Below are 12333 nucleotides of genomic sequence, written 5' to 3'. Positions count from 1 at the left end.
GTTTAGAAACCGGTCATGAACAGGCTCTGTGAAAACCATGGAGACGACGCCAGCCCGCAATGAAGTCGGGACTGGATCAAGCCGCGGGTGGTTTTCACAGAGGCTGCTAGCCGCCGGACTTCTTCGCCTTGAAACCGTGTTTGATCAGCTCGGCCAAGAGTAGCTCGACATGATCGCCCTGGATTTCGATGATTCCGTCTTTCAACGCCCCACCGGTTCCGCAACGTTTTTTCAACGTGGTGGCCAGTTCCTTGAGCGCGTCTTCGGCCAACGGCACGCCGGTGATGGTGGTCACCGTTTTGCCGCCACGGCCCTTGCTTTCGCGACGCACGCGAGCGATGCCGTCGCCGGCCGGAATAACGGTTTGTTTGCAGATGCAGGCATCCACCGGTTGACTGCAATCCGGGCAATGACGACCTGCGTCGGTGGAAAATACCAGGCCACCAAGGGCGGCGAAGGATGCGGCTTTTTTGGCCACCGGCAATCCTCTTGGGAGGACAAAGACTGGTCGTGGCAGATGCCATCGACCGCGAAGCCCCACTCAGGCAGGGGCAGCGCTACTGAAACGGAAAACCCGGTGTAGGAGCTGACGAGTGCAACGAGGCTGCGATCTTTTGATTTTGACTCAAAAGCTAAAGTCAAAAGATCGCAGCCTACGGCAGCTCCTACAACAAGCATTACCGGTTCAGCTTGAAAAGGTCGCGCAGTGTAACGGCAAAAAGGCCGATTGCTAAGAGCCAATCGGCGCCAATTTATAGCTCTTTTGCGACGTTATTCCCTTGGGCACGAAGATAGCGCTGCAAGGCGGCCAGAGAGTCCGGGCAATAAGGCTTCTGCGTGATTTCCAGCAGGACCTGATCGATCGGGATGAAGCGCGCTTCAAGCACTTCTTCCGGCTGCAGGATCAACGGGCCGTCCCACACCGCCGAAAACGCCGAACACCAGAGTCGGTTGCCGGTGTCCTCGAAGAAAAAGTGATCATGGGCAGTCAGTTCCACACCGCTCACGCCCAGCTCTTCTTCCAGCTCACGGGCCGCCGATTCGGCGTAAGTTTCGGTGGCCAGCACCATGCCGCCGGCCGCCACGTCCCAGTAACCGGGGTAAATCGCTTTGCTCAGGGTACGCCGGTGCACGCACAGCTCACCGGCAGAATTGAACAGCATGATGTAGGTGCCGCGCCCGATCAGCTCGCGTTCGCGCAGGTCGGAGCGGACCAGAGCGCCGAGCAGGTTGTCCTGTTCGTCGACCCAGGCGATCTGTTCGGCATCGGAGGCCGCGCGGTGGGCGGCCTCACGCATGCTATCGATGGAACTATCAACCATGACTCAACCCTGATTGAGCAATTGACGCAAATCGATCACCGCAGCGTTGGCCCGGGAGATGTAATTGGCCATGACCAGCGAGTGGTTAGCCAGCACACCGAAGCCGCTGCCGTTGAGGATCATCGGGCTCCAGACCGGCTCTTGCGAAGCCTCCAGCTCACGAATGATCTGACGCACGCTGACCGTGGCGTTTTTCTTCGCCAGCACATCGGCGAAGTCGACTTCGATGGCGCGCAGCAAGTGGGACAAGGCCCAGGCCTGACCGCGGGCTTCGTAGAACACGTTATCGATCTGCAGCCACGGAGTTTCGACGACTTCTTCGTCAACCTGCGGCACCTGACCGAGCGCCGGGACTTCGGTTTTCAATGCGGTGTTGAGCTTGACCCGGCCGACACTGGCCGACAGCCGTTGCGACAGCGAACCCAAACGGGTTCCCACATCACCCAGCCAGTTGTTCAGGTTGTCGGCGCGGGCATAGAACAGTGCACTTTTCTGGTCAGGACCCGACAGACGAGCCTGATAGCGACTCAGGGAATTGATGCCTTCCTGATACTCGGACTCACTGGATGGCAGCACCCAGCTTTTGTTGTCGAAGTTGAAACGCGGCTCGGCCTTGGCCAGGTCGGCGTCTTCGGCGGATTGTGACTGGGAACGGGCGAAGTCTTTACGCAGCGCACGGCTCAGGTCGCGGACCTGGACCAGCACGCCATATTCCCAGCTCGACATGTTGTCCATCCATAGGCCTGGCGGGAAACGGTCGTTGGAAATATAGCCGCCCGGTTTGGTCAGCAAAGTACCGGCGACGGTCTTGAGGGTTTCCACCGTGGTGTACCCGACCACCATCTGCTTGCCTTCTTTCTCGGCCGCTACTTGGGCATTCTGCTGAACCGGGAACAGCGCCGGTTCCTGGCTCCAGTACCAGCCCAACCCGATCGCTACCAGCAGGTAAAGAACGATTAGCGTAGCCAGCGCCCGGCTGAACAATAGGCCGCCAAGATAACTGCGGGTGGCCGATTTTGGTTCAGCGGCACGCTCAGGCGCGCTGCCTGTGCGGTTCTTCCAGTCCAGCATGGCGATATCCTTTCAATCACTTGAGTTCATCGGTTCGACCACAACCATACAACAACGTGCCTTTGACCGGCACCTGCCGTTGGGCTTATCCCGAAAATTACCGCACGAATCTGCGGCAACCGTTGCCAATGAACTCAAGCATCCATGCCCGCGCTATACGCCAATGACCTTCATTGAAATCTCCCTCACCTGCGCCGAAGCAAAAAGATGGGCGATGCCCTCACCGTCGGTTCGGCGCTGGGCAGCCTGCCCGTCCACAGTCGCGATATACGGCTGCCGCGTCAGCGGCTCGCCCGTTACGCTGTCAACCAGACGGAAGATTCTTGGCCGTCGCGAGGGCTGAACCGGCGGATTTTTCATCAACTCGATGACCGCCTGATCGAATGTGCGCGCTGGCACCACCCAGTCGCCAAAGTCGGCCTCAGCCCGGATCAGCCACCACTCGCCACGCTCGACCTGCTCCAGCACCTCGCTGTCGATATTGATCAGCAGGCCGGCACGCAACTCGTCCAGGCCTTCGATGGGTTGCCGATCGAGCAACGCCTGGCGCACGTAATCCAGTGCTTGCTCACTGGAACAAGCATGTTGGCGCTCCCACGCGGATAGATGAAACTCCTTGACGAGCCTCATCCCTGCTCCTCGGCGCTCCATTCGTCAGAGCCCATGGTTCGGCTGACCTCATGCCGCCAATAGATCCGCCGGTAACTGAAGTGGACCTTCTCCAGCTGAGTGAGGTAAGCAGTGGCGGGATCCTGGCAATGCGGCATGAGCACTTCGGCGCCGATGATCACCGCGTCTTCCAGCTCCATCGTGTAGAAATGCTCCTGAGTGCCATGGGCCGAGGTGCGATACCACTCGACACGGCACTTGCTGAGCAATTCCCCGGAACACAAAGCGATGTTGATCAGCGGCGAAGCCTTGTCGATTGTCTTGGTGATGATCAAGGGCTTGTGCATCCGGCGTCCCGCTCCCGACCCTCTGGGCACGAAAATGCCATGGCTCAGGGCCTGGATCATAATCTGGTCCTCGCGCCCCAATTGGTAGACGTTGCCCACCGATGCCTCGGTGAAGGCCCCGGCGCTGATCAAGCCTTGTCGTTTGCCGTGGAGGGTCATGAAGGCGGGGGTTGGCATGGTGGGGCTCCTTTTTAGTTGGGTTGCGGGGCGGGGAAGTGACTGGGTTCGTCGTACATGTCTTCGATTTCGTCGAAGGGCGTCCAGGGTTTGGCAACTGAGAGGTCAATGAGGTAACGCTCTTCGGTGGGTTTTCTAGAATCCTTGAAGCGGCCGAGTACCAGCACGGCCTGATACTTATCGCCGGCCAGCCAATAAGATCGCCCGGCCAGAATTCCCTGCCGAAGCCACGCCCGCCATTCGGGGGTATCGGCAATCGTGGGATTGTTTCGCAGCAACCTTGGTACCCAACCTTTTTCGCGCCACTGGCCTTGCAGGTCGAGAACAACTTTAAGAGCGTCGTCTATCAGGAGCGGCTCGACCTGTGGGGACATGCGGAGGCTGTAAATGACATTGTCGTTATAACCGACCGTAAAAAAACGCGCCGCAGGCGTGGTGAACCCGAACTGCGGATCGACGAATCGCAACCTTGCATCGGCCTTGGGAATGCCGTAGGTGATGTGCCCGCGTATTGGCGATGTAACAGTGACAGAAGAGTTTCTGCTCAGGTCTTCATACGTCCCTCCCAGCTCAACAACGACTTCAGGCTCGTCCCACAGAGGCTGCGTCAGCTGATGTTTAGCGGCCAGCGCCAGGACCGCCAGAACCAGCAGCCATGCGCCACAATGCCTACCGAACAGCCATGGCCGCAGCTTCATGAGCTTGCACCACGCGATGCTATCTCGCTGATCGACTGCTCCAGGGCACTACGCTGGTGGTCGTTGAGCAGTTGATCAAAGCGTCTCGCGGCCTGGAGCACGAAGGCCATTCGTTGCTTGAGGTCCGACAAATCCGCCAGCGGGTTATTGCCAAAACCGATGGTGCGCCCGTCCTCCACGCGCTGGCATTGGCTGGTGAGCGTCAACTCGATCGCCTGGGCCACACCGGAAGGAAAGCCTGTGACGTAGGCAGCATGATTGCCACGCAGCAACGCCACCAGTTGGCGGTCTTCATAGATGACCGACTGCAGGATGTTTTTCTGCTCATGCCACGCCAGATACTCCACGCTACCGGCTATATCCCCAGCGTCTATAGCTTCGAACGCTAGCAAAATCTCGGGCTGATTCAGCCCAAACTGTAGCTTCTCTCGCTCCACCGGCCACAGCACAGGATATGCCGGATGATCAAAAATTCCTCCTCGAGCGTCCAGGCACTGCTTCAACTCCTCCAACCCACGCTTCGCATAAAACTCATGCAACGGAAAGACATCCAGAAACAACGTGGTATTGCCCAGCGCCATCATGTCGTGCACATGCCGGAACTGCTGTTGAACTAGCGACAAGTCCTCCCCTTGTGAACGGAAATCCACAGAGGGCACCGGATTACGCGAGTCGGCTTCTTTATAGTCATGCAATTCATCTGCCTGCTTGGACATTCTGTCCCGAGTCAATAACCCTGACTCACGCCGGCTTTCCCGCAAACGCTGCAGCGCCTCTCGCTCCTCGCGAATGAGTTCAATACTGTCCGTCGCATGGAGTAATCCACAACCGACCTGCTTTGAGGCAAACGCCGCCAGCCCAGCCCACTGAAACCTTGAGTCATGCAGCCACAATCGGGCGTACGCAGCATTGATCACGCGGTTGCGCTCTACCGGGTCGCCAATCAATACACCATCAGGTGCGACGATTTCTTCCGCCTCTCGCTGGTAGCGACGCCACAGGCATGAGCACGTAAGAATCGGCACGTCGGTAACGAGGGTCTTGCTGCCATAAAGCCGCACCTCATTGCATTCACAGTCAGCAACGGGCGTGCTGTTGTAGTTCAGGCGCTGCTCATCGCAGGGTTGTTCTTTGAAACACTGGGTCATGATTTGTGGGTGGCATCTAAGGGAATCCCTGAACCCTACCAGCCGAAAACCCGTCCGAATCAAGTCCGCAAAAAATCAGAAATCCCTGACAGACAAAACTCGCTGGTCGTAAGGACGTTACGTAAAACCCAAGAGGAAAAATCCTGAAGGACCCAATGCACGGGCATATTCAGATTTCAGACAAGTCCATTCAGACCATCTGGTCAGAATCTGAATGAAGTCGCTTTGCAGATTATTGACATACGACACTCATGCGATCGAAAAGAGGTGCTAGCATAGAGCCACCAGTCGATCTCAGCATGCACCCTAACTAGTAGTCAGGATATGACCGAGCCAGAAGACCCCAGCCGTGAGCGCCTCAAGCACCACTTTGCCCAGCGGGTAATTCATCAGGCACGTCAGATTCTTGAGATATGGCAACGCCTGCAACGTAACGAATGGTCAACCACCGACCTGTCGGAGCTGAGTGAGGCCAATCTGCGCCTGCTGCGCTTTGCCGAACGTTTCGAACAACCGGAACACACCCAACTGGCGCGCCACATCGGCCAATCGCTGGAAGCGGTCGATGCCAATCGCGGACGCCTGAGCAGCGGACTGATCACCGACCTCAATCGCCTGATGCAGCGTCTGTCCCGCACCGGCCTGCGTCATGGTGATCAGCTCGAGCAAACCTTTCTGCCGCCGCTGCGCAAGCCGATCTACGTGATGCTACAGGATCACGACCGGGCCGAGCGGCTGGCCAAACAACTTGAATTCTTCGGGCTCAGCGCTCAATCCCTCGACAGTGTCGCCGCGTTCCACGCCGCGATGGTCGAGCGCTTGCCGGCGGCGATTGTCATGGACGTCGACTTCAGTGGCGCCGGTATCGGCCTGAAACTGGCGGCCGAAGCCCAGGAAGGCCTCGATCAGCCCTTGCCGCTATTGTTTTTCAGCCTGCATGAAACCGATACCCCGACGCGCCTCGCCGCTGTGCGCGCTGGTGGCCAGGAATTTCTCACCGGCACTCTCGAAGCTTCAAGCCTGTTGGAAAAGATCGAAGTCCTGACCTGCGTCGCCCAGTACGAACCTTATAAAGTGCTAATCATCGACGACTCCCGCGCTCAGGCCTTGCACACTGAACGCCTGCTCAACAGCGCCGGGATCATCACGCGGACCTTGATCGAACCGATCCAGGCCATGGCCGAACTGGCGGACTTCCAGCCGGACCTGATCATCCTCGACATGTACATGCCGGCCTGCACCGGTACTGAACTGGCCAAGGTGATCCGGCATAACGACCGCTATGTCAGCGTGCCGATCATTTATCTGTCAGCCGAAGACGACCTGGACAAGCAGCTCGACGCCATGAGCGAGGGCGGCGACGACTTCCTGACCAAGCCGATCAAGCCGCGACACCTCATCACTACCGTGCGCAACCGCGCGGCACGGGCACGCAATCTGAAGGCGCGGATGGTGCGTGACAGCCTGACCGGTTTGTACAACCACACCCACATTCTGCAATTGCTCGAAGACTGTTCATTCCGCGCCCGTCGTGAAAACAAGCCGCTGAGCTTTGCGATGCTCGATATCGATCACTTCAAACGGGTCAACGACAGCCATGGCCATCCCATGGGCGACCGGGTGATCAAGAGCCTGGCGCTGTTCCTCAAGCAACGGTTGCGCAAGACCGACTTCATTGGCCGCTACGGCGGTGAAGAGTTCGCTATCGTCATGCCGGACACTGATATCGAATCAGCCTACAAGGTGCTCGATGAAATCCGTCAGCGCTTTGCCGAAATTCACTACCCGGCCCAGCCGCAGGACCTCTGGTGCACTTTCAGCGCCGGCGTCGTCGAATTGCGCGAAGACTCTGACAGCCTGCTGATGGCCAGCCAGGCTGACGAAGCGCTGTACCGTGCGAAGAACGCCGGACGTAACCGCGTACACGCCGCGCGGGAGTCAAAGCAAAGTGCCACTTTTTCATCGGAATCGACCCATTCGGTCATAACTCTGTAACAGGAACGCAATAACTTCAGGCACTTACCATTCTGCCGTTGGTAGACCATGATGCGCCTGAAGCTGTTGACCAATCTCAATACCCTCCTTTTGGTCGCCGTGTGCGTGGCCCTTGGCGCCACGCTCTGGTGGTCGCAAAAAGCTCTGGAGCGCCCCTATCTATTGATGGAGCGTTATCTGGGACTGTCTCAGCAATTTCAAAATGAAGTGGCACGCAATGTCGAGGATTACCTGGCCAGCGGCGATGCCCTGCGCCTGAGCAGCGCCAGCCAGGCCATCGACGCCTTGCAAAAGGAACTGGGTGAGTTGCCACCGGCATTGGCCGACACCTTGCGCCCGAGCCTGACGAATCTGAATGAATTCAGCAAAACCGACCTGTTGGCTGCCGGCAAACTCGCCGGTGACCCGCAAGCGCTATTGCTGCAAGCCGAACGCGAACTCGGCGCCAGCCTCGATCAGCTCAGCCAATACGCCAGCGGTAATGCGGTGTACCTGACCCCCTTGCTCACTGCGTCCCAACACTTGGGCAAACTGTCTCTGGCTCGGGGAAAACTGGTCAGCAGTGGTCGTAGCGAACTGGCCGCCGATGTCGAGCGCGAAGTCAGCAATATCCGCACACAGGCCGAACAACTGAACGCCTTGCCGCTACTCGGCGTGACCAGCAGCAGTGAATCGAACACCGATGACTTCGCCGCAATGATGGGGCTGGAGAACACCGAGAAAACCGTCGCCGAAGATGCCGGTGTCGGCCTCAAGCGTGAACTCAACAGCCTGCTCACCCGCTACCCTTCGGAACTGGCGCGCACTCGCGAACAGATCCAGAAACGCGCCGACCTCAGCGCCGCGACGCACCTGAAAATCACCGCCGTGCAGCAGGCGATTGCCGGACTGGAACCGGTGGTGCGCGCCCAGCACGGGCAAATCCAGAGCGAAGTGCGGCTGATGCAGGGGGTGATGATCGGGCTGATCCTGTTGATCGCATTGCTCATCGATACCTTGCAGCGACGCCTGGCCCGAACCCTGACCAACCTCGCCCCGGCGTTGTCGACTTGGGCCGAAGGTGACTTCAGTCGCGACATTCAACTGGGCGCGACCAACCGCGAACTGCATGACATTCAAGCCTCGCTCAATCGCTTGCGCGCCTATCTGGTCGACCTGGTAGGCACCATTCGCCTCAACGCCGAACAAGTCGCCGGCAGCAGCCGGACGCTGGCCGAGTTGAGCAATGACCTGCACAGCGGCGCCGAGCATCAGGCCGGCGACACTGCGTTGATCCGCGACTCTCTTGGCGAACTCGAAGCGACGATTCAACAAGTCGCCGGTGACGCCAGCCAGGCCGCCGACGCCAGCCGCCATGCCGGACTGGCGGTTGAGCACGGTCAGAAAGTGATCGGCCTGAGCCTCACCGGGCTGCATGCGCTGGTGGGTGAAGTGCAAGGCAACGCACAGATGATCGAACATCTGGCCGAAGAGTCGGCGACCATCGGCGGTGTGCTGACGGTGATTCGCTCGATTGCCGACCAGACCAACCTGCTGGCCCTGAATGCCGCCATCGAAGCGGCCCGCGCCGGAGAAATGGGCCGAGGGTTTGCGGTAGTGGCCGAAGAGGTTCGCTCACTGGCGCAACGCACTGCCGGAGCGACAGCAGAGATTCAGACGTTGATTGCCGGCCTGCAAACCGCCGCCCGGCAATCGGTCGAAGGCATGCGTGCTCAGGTCGAACATGCCGAAGCCACGGCCAATCAGGCCCAGGCTGCCGATGGCGCGCTGGATAAAATCGTTGGGGCGATCCAAACCATCTCCGACACCGCCGTGCGCATCGCCGATGTCACTGCCCAGCAGAGCGGCGCTGTCAGCGAAATTCGCGATCACAGTGAGCGGATTCATCGATTGGGTGGGGATAACTTGCTGCGCATCGGCGAGGGGCGGGAGCAAGGGGAGAATTTGTTGGTGTTGGGTGGACGGTTGCATACAGCCGTTCAGGCTTTCCGCGTCTGATAATCCGCCATCGCGGGCAAGCCCGCGATGGCGTCAGAACAACCACCGCAAGATGCCCCACCCTGCACACCCCGCCACTGTCCGCTATCATGCCCACACTTTCGATACGCGAGATTGTCATGCGCCGTTTGCTCTGCCTGCTGTTTTTAGTGCTCGCCCTGCCGGCCTCTGCCGCCGGGTTGCTGGACAGTCGGCCCAGTTCCAGCCTGGGTTCGATCAACAACAGCGCGGACTTCCTGCCGGTGCGCGAAGCCTTTCAGTTGAGCCTGGTAGAAAGCACGCCGCAATCGATCAAGCTGCGTTTCGTCGCTACCGAGGGTTACTACCTCTATCGTCATCGCTTCCAGTTTCGCGCCGAACCGGCTGACATTAGCCTCGGTACAGCGCAACTGCCCAAGGGCGAACAGAAGCACGATGAGTACTTCGGCGACGTCGAGGTGTACCACGGGATTCTCGATGTAGAACTGCCGCGCACCGACTCGCGCGCCTTTACGCTGGCCGTGACCTATCAAGGCTGCGCCGACAAAGGCCTGTGCTATCCACCCGAGACCGAGCGCCTGAGTATTGATGGCAGCGGCGCCGCGACCACCGCCTGGAGCTGGCGCGAACTGGCGCTGTTTTTCCTCGCAGGTGTTGGCCTGACCTTCACCCCCTGCGTGCTGCCGATGCTGCCGATCCTCTCCGGGGTGGTCCTGCGTGGGCAGGTCGGTGGTTTACGCGGCTTCAATCTGTCGCTGGCTTATGTGCTACCGATGGCCCTCTGTTTCGCCCTGCTCGGTGCCTTGATGGGAATGTTTGGCGCGCAGCTGAATCTTCAGGCGCGCTTGCAGTCGGCCTGGGTGCTGGTGCCGTTCGCGATGTTTTTCGCGGTGTTTGCCCTGGCCATGTTTGGCGTATTCGAACTGAAACTTCCCCACGTCATCAGCAGCCGCCTGGACCGAATTGCCGGGCGTACCGAAGGCGGCTCACTGTGGGGCGCGGCGGTGCTGGGCGTGGTGTCGAGCCTGCTGGTTTCGCCATGTGTCTCGGCACCACTGGCTGGCGCGCTGCTGTACATCAGCGCTAGCGGCGATGCTCTGGGCGGCGGATTGAAATTGTTCATGCTTGGCCTGGGCATGGGTGCGCCGCTGTTACTGGTGGCGACCGGCGGCGCGGCCTGGCTGCCGAAAAGCGGTCCGTGGCTGATCTACGTGAAAAACGCGATTGGTGTGCTGCTACTGGGGCTGGCGATCGCTTTGCTCAGCCGGGTATTGCCAGGCCAGATCACGTTGCTGTTGATCGGCTTGCTCGCCGGTGGCGTCGGGTTGTTTATGGGCGCGCTGGAATTCGTCTATAAACCGCCGAGACAACGTCTGGGGCAATTGCTCGGGATGCTCCTGTTGTTTTATGCCCTGGCCTGTTGGTACGGCGCATTCAGCGGCCAGACCGATCCGCTCAACCCCATTGGCCAACCGCGTATCGTCGTGGACAACGGTCAACCGCAAATCGTCGGCAACTGGCAAACCATCACCACCCCAGCCGAACTGGACCGCGTACTCGCCGAAGCCAAATCCTCCGGCACGCCACTGCTGCTCGACTGGTACGCCGACTGGTGCATCAGTTGCAAAGTCATCGAACACGAAGTCCTCAACGATGCCAAGGTCGTCGAACGCCTCAAAGGCTATCGACTGATCCGTTTCGACATCACCGCCAGCAACGCCGAACAACGCGCCCTGCTCGACCGCTACAAGCTATTCGGCCCTCCGGCGCTGATGTTTTTCGGCAAGGATGGCGTCGAACGTACCGATGCGCGGGTGATCGGCGAGATCAGTGCGAAAAACTTCGCCGAACGCGTTGCACAAGTAAATGACCGGATTTAATCACCCGGTCACATATTTCGCGCAAACATCGGCCATCGTGCTGGCTATTGCATAGAACTGGACAGTCACAAAGGCTTTGCGGCATAGTCGCGGGGTTCTGACAATTGCACACAGATCACAAAGGAGCAGCAGATGGCGACCCTATTGGTTTTACACGGCCCCAACCTGAACCTGCTCGGCACCCGGGAACCGGGCGTCTACGGTGCAACCACTCTGGCGCAGATCAACCAGGACCTGGAACAGCGGGCACGCAATGCCGGCCACCATTTGCTCTACCTGCAAAGCAACGCCGAATACGAATTGATCGACCGCATCCACGCCGCTCGCGACGAAGGTGTGGACTTCATTCTGATCAATCCAGCAGCTTTTACGCATACAAGTGTCGCATTACGTGACGCGCTGCTGGCAGTGAGCATCCCATTCATCGAAGTGCATTTGTCCAACGTGCATAAACGCGAACCTTTCCGCCATCACTCTTACTTCTCCGACGTTGCGGTGGGAGTGATCTGCGGCCTTGGCGCCAGCGGTTATCGACTGGCTCTGGAGGCTGCACTAGAGCAGCTTGAAAGACAGGCAACGGCTTGAACAACCAGCTACACGCCCCTGACCGACCCTTGGGAGTTGATGATTCATGGATATCCGTAAAGTTAAGAAACTGATCGAATTGCTGGAAGAATCCGGTATCGACGAGCTCGAGATCAAAGAAGGCGAAGAGTCCGTACGCATCAGCCGTCACAGCAAGACGCCGGCTCAGCAGTACTACGCTCCGGCTCCGATGCATGCTCCGGCGCCTGCGCCTGTTGCTGCAGCTCCGGTTGCCGCTGCTGCAGCCCCTGCAGCTCCGGCTGCGCCAACGCTGAACGGCAACGTTTCCCGTTCGCCGATGGTCGGCACTTTCTATCGCAAGTCTTCACCGTCCTCGCCGTCCTTCGTTGAAGTCGGCCAGACCGTGAAGAAAGGCGACACCCTGTGCATCGTCGAAGCCATGAAGATGATGAACCACATCGAAGCCGATTTCAGCGGTGTGATCGAATCCATCCTCGTCGAAGACGGCCAGCCGGTTGAGTACGACCAACCGCTGTTCACCATCGTTTGAATCGTGGAGAGCC

12 protein-coding genes are annotated in these 12333 nt (G+C 59.0%); 5 read left to right on the top strand and 7 right to left on the bottom strand.

Features of this window, described 5'->3' with window-relative positions:
* Window positions 1-106: 106 nt before the first annotated feature.
* The 7 genes from CKW20_RS11275 to CKW20_RS11245 all read right to left on the bottom strand — a co-directional run bounded on the left by CKW20_RS11275 (window position 107) and on the right by CKW20_RS11245 (window position 5372).
* Window positions 107-478: a translation initiation factor Sui1 gene (locus CKW20_RS11275; protein ID WP_095052966.1), complete on the bottom strand. Its 372-nt coding sequence runs from the start codon at window positions 476-478 to the stop codon at window positions 107-109.
* Between the two features lie 274 nt (window positions 479-752).
* The gene (locus tag CKW20_RS11270; protein WP_095052965.1) at window positions 753-1322 is read right to left on the bottom strand and encodes an NUDIX hydrolase; all 570 of its coding nucleotides are present in this window, start codon (window positions 1320-1322) and stop codon (window positions 753-755) included.
* A 3-nt stretch (window positions 1323-1325) separates the two neighbouring features.
* On the bottom strand, window positions 1326-2393 hold the full coding sequence (locus tag CKW20_RS11265) for a DUF2333 family protein (RefSeq protein ID WP_095052964.1): 1068 nt from the start codon (window positions 2391-2393) through the stop codon (window positions 1326-1328).
* 153 nt (window positions 2394-2546) lie between these two features.
* Window positions 2547-3023 carry a hypothetical protein gene (locus CKW20_RS11260; protein WP_095052963.1) on the bottom strand — a complete coding sequence of 159 codons (477 nt, stop codon included), beginning with the start codon at window positions 3021-3023 and terminating at the stop codon, window positions 2547-2549.
* Complete coding sequence (locus CKW20_RS11255) at window positions 3020-3526, bottom strand: Hcp family type VI secretion system effector (RefSeq protein WP_095052962.1); 507 nt, start codon at window positions 3524-3526, stop codon at window positions 3020-3022. Before CKW20_RS11255 ends, CKW20_RS11260 begins: the two co-directional genes overlap by 4 nt.
* 14 nt (window positions 3527-3540) lie before the next feature.
* Complete coding sequence (locus CKW20_RS11250) at window positions 3541-4224, bottom strand: hypothetical protein (RefSeq protein WP_095052961.1); 684 nt, start codon at window positions 4222-4224, stop codon at window positions 3541-3543.
* Window positions 4221-5372, bottom strand: coding sequence for a DUF2515 family protein (locus CKW20_RS11245; protein ID WP_095052960.1), 1152 nt, complete (start codon window positions 5370-5372; stop codon window positions 4221-4223). Before CKW20_RS11245 ends, CKW20_RS11250 begins: the two co-directional genes overlap by 4 nt.
* A 324-nt stretch (window positions 5373-5696) precedes the next feature.
* On the opposite strand from CKW20_RS11245, the gene gcbA reads away from it, so the two are divergent.
* The 5 genes from gcbA to accB all read left to right on the top strand — a co-directional run bounded on the left by gcbA (window position 5697) and on the right by accB (window position 12320).
* Window positions 5697-7367, top strand: a complete 1671-nt coding sequence (gcbA, locus tag CKW20_RS11240; RefSeq protein ID WP_095052959.1) for a diguanylate cyclase GcbA — start codon at window positions 5697-5699, stop codon at window positions 7365-7367.
* 48 nt (window positions 7368-7415) lie between these two features.
* Window positions 7416-9365 carry a methyl-accepting chemotaxis protein gene (locus tag CKW20_RS11235; protein ID WP_371857417.1) on the top strand — a complete coding sequence of 650 codons (1950 nt, stop codon included), beginning with the start codon at window positions 7416-7418 and terminating at the stop codon, window positions 9363-9365.
* Window positions 9366-9484: 119 nt separating this feature from the next.
* Window positions 9485-11224, top strand: a complete 1740-nt coding sequence (locus CKW20_RS11230) for a protein-disulfide reductase DsbD (RefSeq protein ID WP_095052958.1) — start codon at window positions 9485-9487, stop codon at window positions 11222-11224.
* Window positions 11225-11356: 132 nt separating this feature from the next.
* Window positions 11357-11809: a type II 3-dehydroquinate dehydratase gene (gene aroQ, locus CKW20_RS11225; RefSeq protein ID WP_048396184.1), complete on the top strand. Its 453-nt coding sequence runs from the start codon at window positions 11357-11359 to the stop codon at window positions 11807-11809.
* 46 nt (window positions 11810-11855) lie between these two features.
* Window positions 11856-12320 (top strand): acetyl-CoA carboxylase biotin carboxyl carrier protein, encoded by a 465-nt coding sequence (gene accB / locus CKW20_RS11220; RefSeq protein ID WP_095052957.1) that lies wholly within the window; start codon window positions 11856-11858, stop codon window positions 12318-12320.
* Window positions 12321-12333: the final 13 nt, after the last annotated feature.

Origin of the sequence: Pseudomonas sp. Irchel s3b2 (genome assembly GCF_900187445.1) — a bacterium.
Classification (GTDB): domain Bacteria; phylum Pseudomonadota; class Gammaproteobacteria; order Pseudomonadales; family Pseudomonadaceae; genus Aquipseudomonas.
This window is presented reverse-complemented; position numbering and strand designations above follow the sequence as displayed.